15 protein-coding genes are annotated in these 19,253 nt (G+C 56.0%); 1 reads left to right on the top strand and 14 read right to left on the bottom strand.

Features of this window, described 5'->3' with window-relative positions; translation table 11 throughout:
• The first annotated feature begins 248 nt into the window (after nt 1-248).
• The gene (gene ppx / locus V8L70_RS03680) at nt 249-1,802 is read left to right on the top strand and encodes an exopolyphosphatase (RefSeq protein ID WP_336268885.1); all 1,554 of its coding nucleotides are present in this window, start codon (nt 249-251) and stop codon (nt 1,800-1,802) included.
• On the opposite strand, the gene tilS is transcribed toward ppx, so the two are convergent.
• The 14 genes from tilS to uppS form a co-directional block, all read right to left on the bottom strand.
• Entirely contained in the window at nt 1,765-3,105 is a 1,341-nt protein-coding gene (gene tilS, locus V8L70_RS03675) for a tRNA lysidine(34) synthetase TilS (protein ID WP_336268884.1), read from the bottom strand. The genes ppx and tilS overlap by 38 nt on opposite strands.
• Nucleotides 3,086-4,042 carry an acetyl-CoA carboxylase carboxyl transferase subunit alpha gene (gene accA / locus V8L70_RS03670; RefSeq protein WP_101147401.1) on the bottom strand — a complete coding sequence of 319 codons (957 nt, stop codon included), beginning with the start codon at nt 4,040-4,042 and terminating at the stop codon, nt 3,086-3,088. The genes tilS and accA overlap by 20 nt, the downstream gene beginning before the upstream one ends.
• Before the next feature lie 103 nt (nt 4,043-4,145).
• On the bottom strand, nt 4,146-7,652 hold the full coding sequence (gene dnaE / locus V8L70_RS03665; protein WP_101147402.1) for a DNA polymerase III subunit alpha: 3,507 nt from the start codon (nt 7,650-7,652) through the stop codon (nt 4,146-4,148).
• Between the two features lie 38 nt (nt 7,653-7,690).
• A complete protein-coding gene (gene rnhB, locus V8L70_RS03660) occupies nt 7,691-8,338 on the bottom strand; it encodes a ribonuclease HII (protein WP_101147403.1) in 648 nt (215 codons plus the stop codon).
• On the bottom strand, nt 8,328-9,500 hold the full coding sequence (gene lpxB / locus V8L70_RS03655) for a lipid-A-disaccharide synthase (RefSeq protein ID WP_336268970.1): 1,173 nt from the start codon (nt 9,498-9,500) through the stop codon (nt 8,328-8,330). Before lpxB ends, rnhB begins: the two co-directional genes overlap by 11 nt.
• Before the next feature lie 31 nt (nt 9,501-9,531).
• A complete protein-coding gene (gene lpxA / locus V8L70_RS03650) occupies nt 9,532-10,299 on the bottom strand; it encodes an acyl-ACP--UDP-N-acetylglucosamine O-acyltransferase (RefSeq protein WP_336268883.1) in 768 nt (255 codons plus the stop codon).
• On the bottom strand, nt 10,296-10,739 hold the full coding sequence (gene fabZ / locus V8L70_RS03645; RefSeq protein WP_008959868.1) for a 3-hydroxyacyl-ACP dehydratase FabZ: 444 nt from the start codon (nt 10,737-10,739) through the stop codon (nt 10,296-10,298). Before fabZ ends, lpxA begins: the two co-directional genes overlap by 4 nt.
• A 159-nt stretch (nt 10,740-10,898) precedes the next feature.
• A complete protein-coding gene (lpxD, locus tag V8L70_RS03640; RefSeq protein WP_176302528.1) occupies nt 10,899-11,933 on the bottom strand; it encodes a UDP-3-O-(3-hydroxymyristoyl)glucosamine N-acyltransferase in 1,035 nt (344 codons plus the stop codon).
• A 53-nt stretch (nt 11,934-11,986) separates the two neighbouring features.
• Nucleotides 11,987-12,487, bottom strand: coding sequence for an OmpH/Skp family outer membrane protein (locus V8L70_RS03635; protein WP_336268882.1), 501 nt, complete (start codon nt 12,485-12,487; stop codon nt 11,987-11,989).
• Nucleotides 12,488-12,562: 75 nt separating this feature from the next.
• The gene (gene bamA / locus V8L70_RS03630; protein ID WP_431313212.1) at nt 12,563-14,914 is read right to left on the bottom strand and encodes an outer membrane protein assembly factor BamA; all 2,352 of its coding nucleotides are present in this window, start codon (nt 14,912-14,914) and stop codon (nt 12,563-12,565) included.
• 100 nt (nt 14,915-15,014) lie between these two features.
• Nucleotides 15,015-16,373, bottom strand: a complete 1,359-nt coding sequence (gene rseP / locus V8L70_RS03625) for an RIP metalloprotease RseP (RefSeq protein ID WP_336268881.1) — start codon at nt 16,371-16,373, stop codon at nt 15,015-15,017.
• 49 nt (nt 16,374-16,422) lie between these two features.
• On the bottom strand, nt 16,423-17,640 hold the full coding sequence (gene ispC, locus V8L70_RS03620; protein WP_336268880.1) for a 1-deoxy-D-xylulose-5-phosphate reductoisomerase: 1,218 nt from the start codon (nt 17,638-17,640) through the stop codon (nt 16,423-16,425).
• The gene (locus V8L70_RS03615) at nt 17,637-18,467 is read right to left on the bottom strand and encodes a phosphatidate cytidylyltransferase (RefSeq protein ID WP_336268879.1); all 831 of its coding nucleotides are present in this window, start codon (nt 18,465-18,467) and stop codon (nt 17,637-17,639) included. The genes ispC and V8L70_RS03615 overlap by 4 nt, the downstream gene beginning before the upstream one ends.
• Entirely contained in the window at nt 18,460-19,248 is a 789-nt protein-coding gene (gene uppS / locus V8L70_RS03610) for a polyprenyl diphosphate synthase (protein ID WP_336268878.1), read from the bottom strand. The genes V8L70_RS03615 and uppS overlap by 8 nt, the downstream gene beginning before the upstream one ends.
• Nucleotides 19,249-19,253: the final 5 nt, after the last annotated feature.

Below are 19,253 nucleotides of genomic sequence, written 5' to 3'. Positions count from 1 at the left end.
CGACCAAGGTGCCGTACTTGAACGACGCATGCAAGATGATTTATCTAAACTGTCTATTTAAGCCTTCTATCTAAACGGTCTATCCAAACGATCTTAACAACGAAGTACTTGTGGACACACTAACTAACCAGGTCAGATCAAGCCAGTAGCTCGATGGTAGTCAAGCCCCGCGACAAACGCAAGCCTTTGCAATTGACAATAGATAAAGGTCACCGCAACCTTGGCACAGCCAACACGAAGGAAAGCTCATGCCCAAGGACATTTCGCTCCCCATTGCCGCCTCTTCCGCCGAGGTAGACAGCGGTGCGCCGCAGCGCCTAGCCGCTATCGACCTGGGCTCCAACAGCTTTCACCTACTGGTCGCCAACTACCAGCATGAACGCCTCCAGGTGGTAGCCCGCTTGGGTGAGAAAGTACAGCTCGCCGCGGGGTTGGACGATAATGGCCTACTTAGCGAAGCCGCCATGCAGCGCGCGCTGGACTGCCTGGGCCGCTTTGCACCGTTTTTAAGCGATATAACCCACGCCAACTTGCGCATTGTGGGCACTAACGCGCTGCGCGATGCTGATAATAGCCAAGCGTTTATCGAACGCGCCGAGGCTCAGTTGGGCCATGCCATCGAAATTATTGCCGGTCGCGAAGAAGCCCGTTTGATCTACTTAGGCGCCGCTCACGCCCTGGCCGAAAATGGCCGACGGTTAATCATCGACATCGGCGGCGGCTCGACCGAATTTATTATCGGCGAAGCCTTTGAACCTAAGGCGCTGGAAAGTCTACGCATGGGCTGTGTGACCTTCTCCCGGCGCTTCTTTCCCGATGGCGAGCTAAACGAAAAACGCATGCGCCGCGCCGAGCTTGCCGCCCTTTCAGAGCTTGCCAATATTCAGCGCCCCTATCAACGCCTGGGGTGGGACGACCCGGTGGGCTCTAGCGGGACGATTAAGGCCGCCGCCAGCGTGCTGCATGCTCATGGCGATACGCCCCACGAGGGGGTTATCACCCGCGATGGTTTAAAGAAATTGCGCGAACGGCTACTGAAGTGCAAGCAGCTGGATAAAGTCGCGCTCGATGGCCTCAAGGCTGACCGTGCCAGGGTATTCCCGGCGGGTATTGCCATTCTTGGGGCAATCTTTGAAGCCTTTGATTTAACCCAAATGCGCTTTGCCGATGGGGCGCTGCGCGAAGGCGTGCTCTACGACATGGCCGGGCGCAATACCGCCGAAGACTCGCGTTCGAAAAGCCTGGAGTCGCTACAGCGCACTTACGATGTTGATACCCGCCAAGGGCTTAACGTCGCCGACACTGCCGAGCGTTTGTTTAATCAGGTACGCCATGTCTGGTCGCTAAATCTTGATCAAGGCCGCTATTTGCAGTGGGCCAGCCACGTGCACGAAATCGGCCTGGCGATCTCCCACAGTCAGTTTCACCGCCACGGCGCCTACCTGCTGGAGCACTCGGATCTTGCGGGTTTTTCACGCCCAGAACAGCGTCAGCTGGCGTTTTTAGTGCGCGCGCACCGGCGTAAATTTCCGCTCAAGGAGTGGCAGGCCCTGCCGGAAGCGCAACGGGAGACTACCCAGAAGCTCGCCCGACTGCTGCGTTTAGCCGTTTTGCTCAACCATTCCCGCCCGGAAACCGCACCCGCGCTACCGGAAATAAGCGCTGACAGCGATAGCCTGACGATCACGCTGCCTGCCAGCGATGAACCCACCCTGCTGAGTACCGACTTGGAGCAGGAGCAGGCGTTTATGGAAGCCGCCGGTTTCAAGCTTTTGATACAGCAGGGAAAGTCTGACGGATGAAGCGCGCCCCCTCGGCTTGCCATAGCAGCTTGTCAGGGGGAGCAATCACTCCGATACACGCTGATGCCTGCATGATCACCACCAGCCGTCCGCGCTCCCAGGGCGGTACCTCTGCCTCCTGAAGAAGTCGCTTTACATCGCGCCTACCCCGCGTTGGCAGTTGAATGACCTCGCCCCCCTGTCGCCAAGTGACCCTGAGCAGTTGAGACGACGCTTGGGATGGCGTTGGTAACGAAGATACTTGCCAGCCCAGCGGCCCGATGGGCGTTTCCAGGGGCGTTTGACCATCCCAACTAACCTCCCACGCCGGTAGCGGCTCAAGAGGCGCCATCAGATAGAGCCGCTGACGCCACAGGCGCGCCTGAGCGCCCTGCCACTCGACGCATACCTGGGCATCCACCTTCGCTGTTAATTGATCCAGCAGGCTCTCTAGGCGCTTTTGCGGCGGCGTCGGCAACCCTTGCTGCTGGCAAAGCGTACGCACCAAAAGCCGCTGACGGGGGCGCAAACGCGCGCTTAGCGCTGCGGCGTCCAAGTATTGGTTATCGACGCATTGGCCATCAATGGTAAGTAACGCTTGCAGCTCTTGCTGGGCATACTCACTCAGCAAGGTGTCGGCTTCGCTGGCATGTTGGGCGCTACTCGCCAAGGCCTCATCTGCCGCTGGCCAACGTTCACGAAGCGCCGGTAGCACCCGGTGGCGCAGGCGGTTGCGATCAAGGCTGATATCGCTGTTGGTAAGGTCTTCGCACCAGCAGAGATCAAGTGACTGCGCGGCTTTCTCAAGCGCGGCCCGCCCCACCGTAAGCCACGGGCGCAGCAGCGTAATAGCGTGGGCATCACGCCGATAGGGCATACCCGCCAAGCCACGTACACCGCTGCCGCGCAGGGCGGCAAGCAGAAAGGTTTCCGCCTGATCATCCTGGTGCTGGGCCAGCCAAAGCGTATCTCCTGCTGGAATGGTTGCGAAGAAGGCCTCATAACGGGCATTGCGCGCCGCTCCTTCAATACCCTCGCCTTGCGTATCCACTACCACCTCGGCGACTGTGAGGGGAACGTTGGCACGCTCACAAAGCGCCCGACAGTGGGCTTCAAATGTCGATGCTGCCGCTTGCAGGCCATGATTGATATGAATGGCTCGCAGGGGGCGTTCTGCTTGTTCACAGACCTGTACGGCTAACGCGAGCAGCAAACAGGAGTCCAAACCGCCCGAGAGTGCCACCCAAATAGAGCGCCCCGGCGGGGTTTCCGCCAGGGCGTCATTAAGCAGGCCTTGAAGCGTACTACGCGGCTGAGGCGCCATAGCTCATCAAGCGCTTGTAGCGACGTTCAAGCAGCGCATCGGTATCCATTGCCTGCAAGCGCTCCAGGCTCGCAGTGAGCGCTTCCTTGACGCGCTCGGCGGTAGAGAGAGGATGGCGATGAGAGCCGCCTAACGGTTCTTTAATCAGCGAATCAACAAAACCCAGCTCCTTCAGGCGCTCGGCAGTGATCCCCATGGCCTGGGCGGCATCAGAAGCCTTGGTGGCACTTTTCCATAGAATCGAGGCGCAGCCTTCCGGTGAGATCACCGAGTAAGTGGAGTACTGCAACATCTGCAGCTCGTCACATACGCCAATGGCCAGCGCGCCGCCGGAGCCACCTTCGCCCACCACGGTCGAGATAATCGGCGTTTTCAGACGCGACATAACGGCCAGGTTATAGGCAATAGCCTCGGACTGGCCACGCTCTTCAGCATCGATACCGGGATAAGCACCGGGGGTATCGATAAACGTCAGAATCGGCATTTTAAAGCGTTCTGCCATTTCCATCAGGCGGCACGCTTTGCGGTAACCCTCGGGGCGGGGCATACCGAAATTGCGGCGAACTTTCTCTTTTACATCGCGGCCTTTTTGATGACCAATCACCATCACCGGCGACTCGTTCAAGCGTGCAATGCCACCCACCAACGCGGCATCATCGGCGAAGTTACGATCACCGTGCAGCTCGTCAAAGTCGGTGAAGATGTGTTCGAGATAGTCCAGCGTATAGGGGCGCTGGGGGTGCCGTGATAGTTGCGAAACCTGCCAGGGAGTCAAATCCTTGAAGATCGATTCCGTCAGCTTACGGCTTTTCTCTTCCAGCCGAGAGATCTCGTCGGAAAGGTTCACTTGGCTATCGGAACTGACTAGACGCAGCTCTTCAATTTTTGCCTGAAGTTCGGCAATCGGCTGTTCAAAATCGAGATAATTAGGATTCATCGGCGCTGCCTGTAAAAAAGAAGCCTGTTCAAAAACAAGAATGTAATAAAGCGCATTATCGCACCCTCACCCTGCCACGCAAGCTGGGCACCTGCTCTTTAACTTAGCGATAGCGTAGCTGTACACCTGCTTGGCCCTGTACATCCCGCAGCGCCAGCAGTAAATCGTCGCTCGGCGCGACTTTCCACTCATCGGCAAGTTCCAGCCAAGCGACCGCTGCCGGGTGGCGATACTGCAGCCGTACTGGAAGACCAGCTTCATCACGATACGGCGTCAGGCTGTCGCGCAGGGTTTCAATTAAGCGACCATTGATCTGACCCGCGTCCAGCGCCAGTTCCACGGCTTGGCCGTAGCGAATGCGCGCCGTCACCATGGGTGTCACGTCTTTACCACGCAGGCGCAGACCGCCGGAGAACTCATCGCTGGAAACCTCACCCTCAACGATCAACACTTGATCGGCCTCAATCTGACCGCGTAACTGCTCAAAAAGCTCCCCAAACAGCGAGGCTTCAATACGCCCGGTGCGGTCGTCAAGGGTAATAAACGCCATGGTGTCGCCGCGCTTGGATTTCATGGTGCGCACGCCGACCACCAGACCGGCGACACGCTGGGGATCGCGGGAGGGCTTTAAATCACTGATCCGGGTAGACACAAAGCGCTTTAATTCCCGCTCGTACTCGTCGATCGGGTGACCCGTTAGGTAAAGCCCCAGGGTGTCTTTCTCCCCAGAGAGGCGCTCGCGATCAGTCCACTCTCGGGCGTTGATATATTCGGCGTAAACGTTGCTATCGCTGTCGTCAGCTTCAACGAAGGCGTCACCGAACATATCCAGCATACCCAGGTTTTGATTGGTATGGTTCTGAGCGGCGGCTTTCAGCGCATCTTCCATGGCAGCGAATAGCACCGCGCGATTGGGACCGATGGTATCCAGCGCGCCGGAGCGAATCAGTGCTTCCAGGGTGCGCTTATTCATCCGTTTAGGGTCCATGCGACGACAGAAGTCGAAGATATCCTTAAACGGGCCGTCTGCCTCGCGAGCTTCAACAATGGCGCCAATCGGTCCTTCGCCCACGCCACGAATCGCACCCAGGCCGTAAACCACTCGGGCATCGGTATCGACGGTGAACTTGTAACCGCCCACGTTGACATCCGGCGGCGTCACGGTGAGCTTGAGGTTGCGGCACTCCTCAATCAGGGGTACCACTTTATCCAGGTTGTCCATTTCCGTGGACATCACCGCGGCCATAAAGGGCCCCGGATAGTGGGCTTTTAGCCACGCCGTTTGGTAGGAAACCAAGGCGTAGGCGGCCGAGTGCGACTTGTTGAAGCCGTAACCGGCGAATTTTTCCACCAGGTCAAAGATGTTACCGGCAAGATCTTTATCGATACCGTTGGCGGCGCAACCTTCCATAAAGCCATCGCGCTGCTTGGCCATCTCTTCGGGCTTTTTCTTACCCATGGCACGGCGTAGCATATCGGCCTGGCCAAGGCTGTAGCCCGCCATGACCTGAGCGATCTGCATGACCTGCTCTTGGTAGAGAATGATGCCATAGGTAGGTGCCAACACTGGTTTCAATAGCTCGTGCTGGTAATCCGGGTGTGGATAAGAGACTTCGGCCCGGCCGTGCTTACGGTTGATAAAGTCATCCACCATGCCCGACTGCAGCGGGCCGGGGCGGAACAGCGCCACCAGGGCGATCATATCGTCTAGTGAGTCAGGCAGCAGGCGCTTGATTAGCTCTTTCATGCCACGGGATTCGAGCTGAAACACCGCGGTGGTTTCAGCGCGTTTGAGCATCTCAAAGGTCGGCGCGTCGTCCAGCGGGATGCTGTCGATATTGAGCGGCCCCTGGCCATTGACGCTGCGCACCTTATCGACCATCTCCAGCGCCCAGTCGATAATCGTCAGCGTGCGTAGACCCAGAAAGTCAAACTTAACCAGCCCGGCCTCTTCGATATCGTTTTTATCGAATTGCACCACCAAGCCTGAACCGTCCTCGTCGCATAACAGCGGCGAGAAGTCCGTCAGTTTGGTCGGCGCAATGACCACACCGCCTGCGTGCTTACCTGTGCCCCGCGTGGTGCCCTCCAGCTTGAGGGCCATCTCCCAAATCTCTTCGGCCTCTTCGTCGTTGCCGATAAACTCTTTGAGCGCCGGTTCCTGCTCAATGGCCTTGGCCAGGGTCATACCCACTTCAAAGGGGATCAGCTTGGAGAGCTTATCCCCCAGCGAGTAGGGCCGCCCCTGAGCGCGTGCAACATCACGCACCACGGCCTTGGCGGCCATGGTGCCAAACGTCACGATCTGAGATACCGCATTGCGTCCGTAACGCTCGGCCACGTACTCAATTACCTTATCGCGTTTCTCCATACAGAAATCGACGTCAAAGTCGGGCATGGAGACACGTTCCGGGTTCAGGAAGCGCTCGAAGAGAAGGTCATAGCCGATCGGGTCAAGGTCGGTGATCTTTTGCGCATAAGCCACCAGCGAGCCAGCACCTGAGCCGCGTCCAGGGCCTACAGGAACGCTGTTATCTTTTGCCCACTGGATAAAGTCCATTACGATCAAGAAGTAGCCAGGAAAACCCATCTGGATAATAACGTTAAGCTCAAACTCCAGCCGATCGCGGTAGCGCTGGTCGATCGCCTTGTATTCATCGCTGTCGCGGGGATAGCGTTCAGCAGGGAAGAGAAAATCGAGTCGATCCGTCAGGCCATCGTGAGAGACCTTGCGGAAGAACTCATCCTGGGTCATATCCTCAGGAATTCCGAATTCGGGTAGGAAAATCTCGCCCAGACGCACGTCCACGCTGCAGCGCTCGGCAATCATCACGCTGTTTTCCAGCGCTTCGGGGATGTCGGCAAACAGCGCCGCCATCTCGTCGGGGCTTTTTAGGTACTGCTCTTCGGTGTAGCGGCGCTCGCGACGTGGATCGTCAAGTGCCTTGCCTTCACCAATGGCAACGCGGGTTTCGTGGGCCCAAAAATCTTCGCGCTCTAAAAAGCGTACGTCGTTGGTCGCCACCACCGGCGTGCCGGTTTCAATCGCTAGCTTGACGCTGGCGTGAACACAAGCCTCTTCCAGCGGGCGCCCGGTGCGCACCAGCTCTAGGTAAAAGCGATCAGGAAACGCGACCTGCCACTCTTCAAGCAGTTGCCGCGCTTCTCGTTCGTGGTCAGAGAGCAGATGGCGACCAATATCGCCCTCTCGCGCACCAGACAGCGCAATCAGCCCTTCACTCTGCTCCAGTACCCACTGCTTATCGAGAATGGCGCGCCCCTGGCGTTGACCATGCGTCCAGCCCTTCGAGATCAGCTCGGTCAGGTTGCGATAACCAACCTCATTCATGGCCAGCAGCGTTAACCGATAAGGGTGAGACTCGTCATGAGGGTTCTGCAGCCATAAGTCGCTGCCAATGATCGGTTTCAACCCCGCCCCCTGGGCGGCTTTGTAAAACTTGACCAGACCAAACAGGTTGGTTTCATCGGTCAAGGCCAGCGCTGGCATCGCCCGTTCAGCAGTCGTGCTGACCAGCGATTTGAGCTTAACCAGGCCGTCGACCAGTGAGTATTCACTGTGCAAACGTAAATGAACGAACGGGACCGTCATGAGACTCTCAGAAATACGCTAGATGAAGAAGAAATACGTTAAAGCAGCGCCAACTGACGCTGCACCGGCGCAAAGCTACGACGATGTTCGGCCAGTGGCCCGTGAGCTGCAAGCGCCGTCAGGTGCTCTTTGGTCGGGTAGCCTTTATGGCGCGCAAAACCATATTCAGGATAGCACTCATCCAAGGCAACCATTTGGGCATCCCGGGCAACCTTGGCCAGAATCGAGGCGGCGGCGATGGCCGCGTGGCGCGCATCGCCTTTCACCACGGCCTGCCCGGGCAGCAGATGCCCAGGTAATTTATTGCCATCCACAAGTAGATATTCCGCCGCCGGAGCCAGTGCATCAATGGCTCGACGCATGGCCAAGTGGGTGGCGTGGTAAATATTCAGCTCATCCACTTCGGCAGCGCTGGCTTCTGCCACGGCAAAGGCGAATGCCCGCTCGCGAATTTGGCTATCCAGCGCTTCACGCCTACTGGCAGTAAGCTTTTTAGAATCGGTAAGACCGTCAACCGGCTGAGCGGGGTCGAGAATTACCGCGGCGGCTACCACGCTGCCGATCAGCGGCCCACGTCCTACCTCATCCACTCCTGCCAGACGCTCACCACTGTAGGCAATTTCTAGCGGTTGAAAATCCTTGTGCTCAATCAACCAATGCGCTGTCACCCTATCTCTAACGGCCATCAACAGTCTCCAGTGGCTGACCTGCTGCTAGCTGGCTGATCGCCTCGGCGGCGCGCCGACTGGCGTTGCGCTGTAGCGTAGCGTGCATCTCGGCAAAACGTGCTTCCAACGCATGGCGGCTTGCCTCATCTGACAGCATGGCACTGAGCTGGTCGGCAATCGCCTCGGGTGAGGCGGCCTCTTGAATCAGTTCCGGCACCAGCGTCTCCTGAGCGATCAGATTGGGCAGCGACACCCACTGAGTTTTCACCATTCGCTTGGCTAGCCAATGCGTCATTGGTGCCATCTTGTAGGCCACCAGCATGCTGCGATGGCACAACATGGCTTCCAACGCGGCGGTACCCGAGGCCAGCAGCACGATATCGCTGGCTACCATCGCTTCACGGGCTTGTCCATTGAGCAGCGTGACGCGCTGAGCCAGCAATGGGTAGTGCGTCAACAATTCGCTAATTTCACGATGACGATCCACCGTCGCGGCAGGAACCACCACGCGCAGCGCTGGGTGGCGCTGGCAGAGCAATTCGGCGGCGGCAAGAAAGGTATCGCCCAAAAACCGAATTTCATTGGCCCGAGAGCCTGGCAACAGCGCCAACACCTGGCTATCAGGCGCCAGCTCCAACGCTTGGCGGGTGGCAACACGGTCATTTTCCAGCGGCATTTCGTCGGCCAGAGGGTGACCCACAAAGGCGACGGGGACACGGTGTTCGCGATAGAAGGCGGCTTCAAAAGGCAGCAGTGTCAGCATGCCGTCTACCGACTTGGCAATACCTTTTACCCGCCCCTGTCGCCACGCCCACACGGAAGGGCTCACGTAGTGGGCGGTCATAATGCCCGCTTCACGGAGCTGGCGCTCCAGGCCTAAATTGAAGTCAGGTGCATCAATGCCGAGCATAATGTCCGGCTGCCAGGCCAAGGCTTCGGCTTTCAGGGTACGACGCACACGGATCAATTCTGGGAGGTGCTTGAGCACTTCCACCAGCCCCATTACCGCCAACGTTTCGAGGGGGAAGCGGCTCGTCATGCCTTCGGCCTGCATGCGGGGGCCGCCGATACCACGAAACTCGACGCCGGGGTGGCGCGCTTTGAGCTCACGTATCAGCCCAGCGCCAAGAATATCGCCGGAGAGCTCTCCGGCCACGAGGTAAACGCGGTGCAGGGTCATCATTGCAAGATCACAGACGGTTTAGCATGGGTTAGCGGGTAATGCCGCGGGTCGAACGCTCAATAGAGGCGGCAAAATGCTCGACTTCAGGCAGTTCAAAGCGGCTGCGCATTTCAATAAGCGCCTGCTCTGTCGTCAGACCCTGACGATAGACCATTTTATAGGCGGCGGTTAATGCACTAATCGCTTCGCGGCTAAAGCCACGCCGTTTCAAGCCCACCAGATTGAGGCCACGTGCTTCGGCAGGGTTGCCATTGATCATGATATAGGCAGGCGTGTCTTTGGTGATGATCGAACCGCCACCGGCCATGGCGTGATCGCCAAAGTGACAGAACTGGTGCACTGCCGCCAAACCACCCAAAATGACATAATCGCCAACAGTAACATGCCCCGCCAAGGTGACCTGATTGGCTAAAATGCAGTCGTTACCGATCACGCAGTCATGCCCGACATGCACGTAGGCCATCAACAAATTGCGCGAACCAATAGTAGTTTCGCTGCGATCCTGAACGGTACCACGATGGATCGTGGCGCCTTCACGAATTACATTGTCATCGCCCATGACTAACCGCGTCGGCTCGCCTGCGTATTTTTTGTCCTGGCAGTCTTCGCCTACCGAGGCGAACTGAAAAATACGCGTTCGCACGCCTAACGTGGTGGGGCCTTTCACCACCACATGCGGGCCAATCACAGAACCAGCGCCGATAGTGACGTCTGGCCCGATGATGCTAAATGGGCCTACCTCAACATCGTCAGCAAGACGCGCCGTCGGGTCGACCAGTGCAGTAGGATGTATCAAGCCACCTTCCTCTCGGCACAAATAATTTCTGCTTCGCAGGCCAGTTCGCCATCCACCGTGGCACGGCATGCAAATTTCCAGATACCCCGCTTGCCTTTGATCACATCGGCTTCTAACGTGAGTTTGTCGCCCGGCATGACCGGACGCTTAAAGCGCACGTTATCACTGCCTACCAGATAATAAACATAACCATCGGCAGGCAGTTTATTAACCGTTTTAAAGCCAAGAATGCCACATACCTGAGCAAGGGCTTCAAGCACTAATACACCAGGCATAATCGGGTGATGGGGGAAATGGCCGTTGAAGAACGGCTCATTAATACTGACGTTTTTGTACGCAACGATGGATTCGCCGGTGGTTAATTGCGTTACTCGATCCACCAACAAAAAGGGGTAACGGTGGGGCAAGTACTCGCGAATTTCATTAATATCCATAACCATCGTAGCGACCTCTAAAATTACAAAAAACCTGGAACTCATGAAAAGAGTCAGGTAAACACCAGCACGCCTGCTGGTTAAAAGGCTGAGGATTATACCCCGCCGCTAACCAGTCTCAAGCCAGCAGCGGATAAATCATTCAGCGACGACTCACCACATAGACTAATCACGCTGCTTTTTTTCCAGTCTTGCTAAGCGCTTAGCAATGTCATCAAGCTGTTTAAAACGCACTGCATTTTTTCGCCACTGGGTATTGGCCATGGCGCCGGTACCGGAAGAGTAAACCCCTGGTTCATGGATTGAATTCGTGACCAAACTCATCCCTGTCACCTGAACCCCGTCGCAGATGGTCAGATGGCCTGACAAACCAACGCCACCCCCGAGCATACAGTGCTTTCCGACCTTGGTAGAGCCCGCAATACCTACACAGCCCGCTAAGGCACTGTGGTCGCCAATGATCACGTTATGAGCAATTTGTACCTGGCTATCGATTTTGACGTCATCGCCAATGACCGTATCACCCAGCGCGCCGCGATCAATGCTGGAACAACTTCCTACTTCCACATCATCACCGAGCACGACGCCGCCCAGCTGGGCAATTTTATGCCAGCCTGCGCCGTCGTGGGCAAAACCGAACCCATCACCGCCGATCACACAGCCGCTTTGCAAGATTCCCCGCTTGCCAATCACTACGCCATGACAGAGGGTGACGTTGGCGTGTAGCCGCGTTCCCTCGCCAATGATGCTGTCGGCGCCGACCACGCTGCCAGCCCCGATCACCACGCGATCACCCAGTACCACACCTGCTTCAATCACAGCATGGGCTTGAATGGAGACATCGGCACCTAGCTGAGCATCTTCCGCCACTACTGCCGTGGGATGTATTCCCATAATGTCGCGAGCAGGCAAGGGGTCAAACAGCTGCGATAGTTTGGCGTAGCCTAAATAAGGGTTATCAATCTCAAGGCGCGGTACAGGGCAGTGCTTGCCATGTTCAGGGTGCAGAAGCACCGCCGCCGCTTTAGTCGTCGCCAAATCTTTTAAATAAGCGCGATTGGCTAGAAAGGCCACTTGGTCCGGCTGGGCCTCTTTTAGCGTCGCCAAGCCACGTATCGGCTGCTGAGCATTACCGCTGACGGCGATGCCCAATTGGTGCGCAATGTCTGCGAGGGTAAGGTGATGAGAAGCGTGCGTCATGAGAACCCAGGGAAGCGTTGGTGTGGCTAGGCCACACCAATTATCGTTTAAAATTAGTTCAAGGTATCAAAAATCTGAGTGACTTCATCAGTCACGTTGGGCAGGTCTACCCCTGAGTGCAGTACGCCTTGTGGCTCAACCAGCACATCAATACCGTGACGTTCCAACACCTGAGCGACGGCTCGTTCCAGCTTCGGCTCTGCGCCCTCTAAAAACTGCTGTTCGGAGTTCTGCTGCGCTTGCATAACTTCTTGGCGAAGCTGCTCAAAACGACTGCCCTTCTGCTGTAATTCGCTGATCAGCGACTCGCGCTGGGACTGTGCCATGGTTTCGCCTTCGTTCTGAAGACGCTGCTGCAGCTGTTGCAGTTCATTGCCTAGATTCTGAGCTTCACGCTGCTGATTGCCAATCTGCCCTTCCAGGGTGCTCATTGACGCCTGTGCTGATTGAGTATTCATCAGCGCCGCGCGCCAATCCAACACTGCGACCTCTGCAGCATGAGCGGGCAAAATCATCGCGCCCAACAGGCATACAACTGCTGTCAGCTTACGCATTGTGTTAACTCCTTAGGTCACGCCAGCCGCGCGCCGCCATGGCACGCGATCTAGCAAAATTAGAACGTTTGTCGCTTAGAACGTTTGTCCTAATGAGAACTGGAAGAACTGTGTATCGTCCCCGCTCTCATCGTTCAATGGCCTGGCGACGCTAAAGGTGAGCGGGCCGACCGGCGTCAGCCAAGAGAGGCCAATACCAGCGCTGTAGCGTAGATCACCAAGATCAACACCGGAGTTACACTGCTGACGGGCAGCATCTTCTGCAAGCACGTCGTAGCACGAACTCAGGAAAGTGTTACCGCCATCCAAAAACAGCGAGGTTTGTAGCGCACGCTGATCTTCAATAAATGGCAGCGGGAAAATAATTTCAGCGCTACCTTCGATGGAAACGTTGCCGCCTAAGGTGCGATCACGGCCACCTTCATTAGCAGGCGTAGTGCGCTGCCCAAGTGTATTAGAGGTGTAACCACGAACCGAGCCTAACCCGCCCGCGTAGAAGTTTTCATAGAACGGGAACGGATCGTTACCACCCAACGTATCGGCATAGCCAACGTTACCGGTAAATTTGAATGCGAAGGACTCGTCATTATTGATCGGGAAAAACTGCTGAGCACGGGCACGCAGCTTGTAGTACTCCGCATCGCTACCCGGCACACCCGTTTCCACTGACAAACGCTGGTAATTGCCCGCTGTCGGCATAATCCCACGGTTAAGGTTATTACGCGTCCAGCTTGCCGTTAGCTTGAGACTTTGGGCATCTTCACCTTGATCTTCTACATAGCGGCGAATTTCTGAAGCAGTATCGAAATAAGTCTTAACCGTTTGGTCTTCAATGCTGGCGTCGAAGTTAAGCCGTGAAAGCTCGCTAACGGGGTAACCAAAGTTGATACCAGCACCGTAAGCATCGGTTGAGAATGTCGATATATCAGAATTGACATAGTCGGTTCCGCGATAGAACAGATTATAACCGCGCGATATGCCATCCAGCGTCCAGTAAGGGTCGGTGAAGCCAAAGTTCACGCTGGTAAACGTATCACTACGCTGAGCCCCTACATTGACGCGATTACCCGTACCAAGGAAGTTATTTTGCGACAGACCTACACCGTAAATAACGCCAGCACTTTGTGAAAAGCCAACACTGGCAGAAACCGAGCCGGATGGCTGCTCTTCAACGTTATAGGTAACGTCCAGCAAGTCTGGCTCGCCCGGTACAGGCTGGGTATCCACCTCGACTTGGCTAAAGAAGCCCAGCCGTTCAAGACGCTGACGAGACTGCGTAATGGCATCTGTTGACGCAGGGGCACCTTCTAGCTGGATCATTTCACGACGCAGTACTTCATCTTCGGTCGTGGTATTACCAAAGAATTCAATGCGGCGCACGTAAGCACGCTCACCGGGATCTACGGCAATGACGAGGTCAACCGTTTCACCGTCACCCGCCATTTCAGGCACGCCCTGAATATCAGCGAAGGCAAAACCTTCGGCACCGAGACGCTGTCGCAGCGCTTCAGTTGAGGCGTTCACATCCCCGCGAGAGAAAATTTCACCCTCTTCGACGGTAAGCAACTGACGCGCTTCATTCTCACTAATCTGTAGGTCGCCAGCAAAACGAATATTACCCACGCGGTATTGATTACCCTCATCAACATTCAGGGTAATAAAAATTTCGGATTGCTCGGGGCCAATCGACACCTGGGTCGAGGTGACGTCAAAGTTAACGTACCCTCGATCTAGGTAAAAAGAACGCAGCCGCTCAATGTCGCCAGACAACGCTTCACGTGAGTACTCATCACTAGAGAACCAACCAAAAATACGTCCTGGACGATCATTTAGTTCAAATACGCGGCGCAGCGTTTCATCATCAAAGGCTTCATTGCCAACAATGTTAATCTGTCGAATTTTAGCAACTTCGCCTTCATTGATGTTGATATTGACCTGTACGCGGCCTTCATCAACCTCTTCAACTTCGGTATCAATACTGGCGCTATAACGACCTTGAGCCTGGTAGACACCTTCCAATTCGCGCTGAATCTCTTCCAGCGTGGAAAGCTCAAGTACTTGGCCTTCCGAAAGCCCCGATTGGCGCAACCCGTCGCGCAAGTCTTCTTCGGATATTTGGTCGTTACCGCTAATCTGTAGCCGCGCGATGGTCGGTCGTTCGACCACTTGAATGACGAGAACATCACCCTCGCGTGCTAACGAGACATCATCAAACAATCCCGTTGCAAACAAGTCACGCGCAGCGGCAGCAAGCTGCTGCTCGCTGACGCGCTCATTGGCACTCACCGGAAATGCATTGAAGACCGAGGCGGCGGACACCCGCTGTAGTCCTTCCACTCGAATGTCTGAAACATCAAAGGATTGTGCTTGGGCGCCGCTGGCGCCTGCCAGCAAGAGTGCCGCCATTCCAAGGGTCTTGATTTTCATGCAGTCAATTCGCTCGCGTTGGTCTGCCGATCATTCCAGAAAGGCACCATATACATTTGTGCAGGCAGATGACAAGGCATCTTGCGCGCTACACGCGTCATTACCACAGGCGCATCAGATCAAAATAGAGGGCCATCAACATTAGGGTACCGACCATGGCAAGCCCAATGCGCAATCCTACGGCTTGAGTTTTTTCAGATACTGGCCGTCCACGTACGACCTCCATAAAATAATAAAGCAAGTGGCCACCATCGAGCACGGGGATAGGTAATAGGTTAAGCACCCCAAGGCTGATAGAAAGATACGCTAGAAAGCCGACAAACGCTTCCATCCCAGCACGTGCCGAATCGCCAGACACCTGCGCGATGGTAATCGGCCCCGATAAATTAGAAGGCGAAATAAGCCCGACCAACATTTTTCGTATAGCGTCGACGGTGAGTAGTGTCATCTCACCGGTGCGTGAAAGCGCTTGGCCTAACGCTTCGATGGGCCCATAACGTATTTCACGCTGAAACTCTGCCGGCCACTCAACCTGCTGAGCTCCAGCACCGATATAGCCAATCTCAACCCCTGTATCCAAGTTGTTACGCCCGGGAGTGAGGCCAACGGTTGATTGCTCGCCGTCTCGCTCGTAGGTAAGTTGCAGCGTTTCACCAGGACTACCCCGGACGATATTAACGAAATGCATCCAATCATCGACTGGTTCACCGTTAATCGCCACCATTGTGTCGCCCGCCACCAGGCCCGCCTGCTCAGCGGCCTCACCACTCACCACTTGACCCAAAATAGCCGGAAACTCAGGCTGCCAAGGCGTTATACCGAGCGTTTGTAGTGGCTGTGGCGGATCCTGACGAACCAAGTAATCAGTGACTGGCAGGGTATAGCGCTGCGCACCTGACGAATTTTCAGGCCGCACGGCGATAGCTAAATCGCCACTGAAGCCAATAATCGACACCAGCTTTAGGTTAACATCTTCCCAAGAGCGCATCTCATCGCCTTGAATGGCGATAATTTCATCACCCTGCACAAGCCCTGCCTCTTCGGCAGGTGAATCAGGTGCAACGCTCCCCACCATCGGCGAAACCACCGTGGTACCCGCGACAAACAGCGCCCAGTAAGCGACGATAGCGAGGAGAAAATTAGCGATCGGGCCTGCCGCTACAATAGCAATGCGCTGCCACACTGTCTTGCGATTAAACGCTTGGTCGAGCTGATCGTCCGGCACCGGCGCTTCGCGCTCATCAAGCATTTTGACATAGCCGCCGAGAGGAATCGCGGCAATCGCATATTCAGTGCCCTGACGGTCAACCCGTGACCATAACGGCTTGCCAAAGCCGACTGAAAAACGCAGCACCTTAACCCCGCAGCGACGCGCCACCCAAAAGTGGCCGAACTCATGAAAGGTGACTAACAGGCCCAGCACTACAATAACCGCTAAAATATTCTGTATCAGGCCCACACTGGACTCCTTTAACGCCCCACTCTACAATGCCCAGCTCAGCAAATGCTTAAGCGGACCACCTTGCCACCAACTCTTGCGCTTGCTGTCGCGCCCACTGATCGGTGGCTAATACGCTTTCAAGGCTGTCTACATGGCCATGAATGGGCCGCGATAGGACGTCAGCCACTAGTTGCCCAATCGCCATAAAACCGAGCCGACGCTGCAGAAAGGCGTCGACCGCGACTTCATTAGCAGCGTTTAATACGACAGGCGCCATACCACCCTGCTGCATGGCGTCACGTGCAAGCCCCAAACAGGGAAAGCGCGTTTCATCAGGTGCTTCAAAATCGAGCCTTGCCACCTGAAAAAGATCCAGTGTTTCGACTCCGGCGTCAATACGCTCAGGCCACGCAAGCCCGTAGGCGATCGGCGTGCGCATATCTGGATTACCTAATTGGGCAATCACCGAACCATCCTGATACGCCGCCATGGAGTGAATCACGCTTTGTGGGTGCACCACCACCTGGATCTGCTCAGGGGTTGCATCAAATAGCCAACAGGCTTCAATAAGCTCCAGCCCTTTATTCATCAGCGTGGCGCTATCCACCGAAATCTTACGGCCCATTGACCAGTTAGGATGAGCGCAAGCTTGCTCAGGCGTCACGTTATTAATATCAGCCTGGCTCCAGGTACGAAACGGCCCCCCAGAGGCCGTTAGCAGCAGTTGGCTAATGCCGTGGCGCGCCAAGCCGCCGCGATGTTCTGCTGGTAGACACTGGTAAATAGCATTATGTTCGGAATCAATCGGCAATAGCGTCGCACCTGAACGCGAAACAGCGTCCATAAACAGTGCGCCGCTCATCACCAGTGCCTCTTTATTGGCCAGCAACACGCGCTTTCCCGCTTCGGCGGCGGCCAGTGCAGGCAGCAAGCCTGCTGCGCCCACGATAGCCGCCATCACGCAATCGACACTAGCGTCACGGGCAACCTCACACAGCGCCTCTGGCCCTGCGTTCACCTCGGTTGGCAGGCCTGCAAGTTTGAGCTCTTGGCGTAGCCAAGCAGCATCAGCTTCATCATCCAGCACAGCGACCGCAGGGCGGTGTATTAAGCACTGAGCTAATAGTGACTCTTTCGAGGTGTGTGCAGTAAGTGCGTGGATGCTGTAGCGATCGGGATGGCGACCGATTACATCCAGCGTGCTAGTGCCGATGGATCCTGTCGATCCAAGCACCGTCACACGCTGCGTAGGTGGTTTAGTTTGTGGATGCTGCCGTTGGCTCATAGCGGCTGCCCCTGAACCAGCATCGGCATAAGCACTTCAAGATAAAACAGCGCAAATAGCGGAATCGCCGCTGTCAGGCTATCGATGCGATCCAGCACCCCGCCGTGGCCTGGCAGCAGCTGGCTTGAATCTTTGATATTGCGGTGACGTTTGAGCATGCTCTCCAGCAGATCCCCAAGCACAGAGGTCAATGTAACGACTGCTGTCACGAGGATAAGCGTGAGGCTACTGGCCATACCCAGTGATAGCCACACGGCAAACACAACGGCCAGAATAGCCGTTGCTGCTAAGCCGCCGTACACGCCCTCCCAGGATTTACCAGGACTGACGCGAGGTGCCAGTTTGCGCTTACCCCAGTTGCGGCCCACAAAGTAAGCACCGATATCAGCACACCACACCAGCAATAGCACAAACAATAGCCAAGCCACACCGCTCTCACGCAGTACGTTAAAACCTACCCAGCAAGGCAACAGCACCCACAGGCCCATCACTAATCGGCGCGGAGTGGCTTGCCACTGCTGACCAGCGGCGGGGTAGCGGGTAACCCAATAAAGATTGATCAGCCAACCAGCAGCGGCCAGCCAAAGCGGCCATGCCGAGGTTGCGGCATCTATTAGCCACATTATCAGCATTAACGCTGCCATGCCGGCCACTAGTTGAGCACGCTGCGCTATGCGGGTGATACCGGCTAAATTGGCCCACTCCCAGGTACCGAGTAGCACAATCAGCGCCGTAAACAGCGCAAAAGCGCCACCGTCTAATCCAAACAGACCAACCAACACCAGCGGTGCTAGCCAGGCTGCGGTGATAATCCGCTGTTTAAGCACCTTGCGCCTCTATTTGTTCGTCCGTCATACCAAAGCGACGACGGCGCTGACAGAAGTCGTTTAATGCCGCATCAAACGCCTCAGCACCGAAATCGGGCCATAACAGCGGTGAAAAATGCAGCTCGGCATAGGCCATTTGCCAAAGCATAAAATTAGATAGCCGCTGCTCTCCACTGGTGCGAATACACAAATCAATGGGCGGCACATCATCCACCCCCATCGCTTTATCAAAGCAGGCTTCGTCAATAGCCGAAGGCACCAACTCGCCCGCCGCGACTTGCTCAGCCAGGGTGCGCGCCGCGCGGGCGATGTCCCATTGCCCACCATAGTTGGCGGCAATCACCAAGTGCATGCCCGTATTCTGCGCCGTTAACGCTTCAGCACGCTGAATATGCTTTTGTATCGCGTGGGAGAAACCGCGCTGTTCACCAAGAATCGAGAGGCGAACATTGCGCTCGTTGAGCTTTTTGACTTCACGCTTGAGCGCCATCAAAAACAGCTCCATCAACGCATTCACTTCTGCAGCTGGGCGCTTCCAATTTTCGCTGGAGAAAGCAAACAGGCTCAGCGTTTTCACCTCGCGCTCGGCGGCTCGCTGTATCACTGCTCGAAGCGTTTCTACACCCGCGCGATGCCCACGTACGCCTGAAAGCCCACGTGCGCGCGCCCAGCGATTATTACCATCCATAATGATAGCAACGTGCGACGGCGGCGCCTCCCCGGCCTGAGAAAGCGCACCGGTATCGTCCGGCTGTTCTTCAGGAAACTGCGGTGAGGTCATGGTTT

The sequence above is a fragment of the Vreelandella arctica genome (assembly GCF_037070215.1).
Lineage (GTDB): Bacteria > Pseudomonadota > Gammaproteobacteria > Pseudomonadales > Halomonadaceae > Vreelandella > Vreelandella arctica.
The sequence above is the reverse complement of the archived record's forward strand: the minus strand, read 5'-3'. Positions and strand labels throughout refer to the sequence as shown.

Bases quoted from the DNA above. Each gene is read 5' to 3' on its own strand.
- ppx (WP_336268885.1), top strand. From the start codon at position 249: ATGCCCAAGGACATTTCGCTCCCCATTGCCGCCTCTTCCGCCGAGGTA.
- tilS (WP_336268884.1), bottom strand. From the start codon at position 3,105: ATGGCGCCTCAGCCGCGTAGTACGCTTCAAGGCCTGCTTAATGACGCC.
- accA (WP_101147401.1), bottom strand. From the start codon at position 4,042: ATGAATCCTAATTATCTCGATTTTGAACAGCCGATTGCCGAACTTCAG.
- dnaE (WP_101147402.1), bottom strand. From the start codon at position 7,652: ATGACGGTCCCGTTCGTTCATTTACGTTTGCACAGTGAATACTCACTG.
- rnhB (WP_101147403.1), bottom strand. From the start codon at position 8,338: ATGGCCGTTAGAGATAGGGTGACAGCGCATTGGTTGATTGAGCACAAG.
- lpxB (WP_336268970.1), bottom strand. From the start codon at position 9,500: ATGACCCTGCACCGCGTTTACCTCGTGGCCGGAGAGCTCTCCGGCGAT.
- fabZ (WP_008959868.1), bottom strand. From the start codon at position 10,739: ATGGTTATGGATATTAATGAAATTCGCGAGTACTTGCCCCACCGTTAC.
- lpxD (WP_176302528.1), bottom strand. From the start codon at position 11,933: ATGACGCACGCTTCTCATCACCTTACCCTCGCAGACATTGCGCACCAA.
- V8L70_RS03635 (WP_336268882.1), bottom strand. From the start codon at position 12,487: ATGCGTAAGCTGACAGCAGTTGTATGCCTGTTGGGCGCGATGATTTTG.
- bamA (WP_431313212.1), bottom strand. From the start codon at position 14,914: ATGAAAATCAAGACCCTTGGAATGGCGGCACTCTTGCTGGCAGGCGCC.
- ispC (WP_336268880.1), bottom strand. From the start codon at position 17,640: ATGAGCCAACGGCAGCATCCACAAACTAAACCACCTACGCAGCGTGTG.
- uppS (WP_336268878.1), bottom strand. From the start codon at position 19,248: ATGACCTCACCGCAGTTTCCTGAAGAACAGCCGGACGATACCGGTGCG.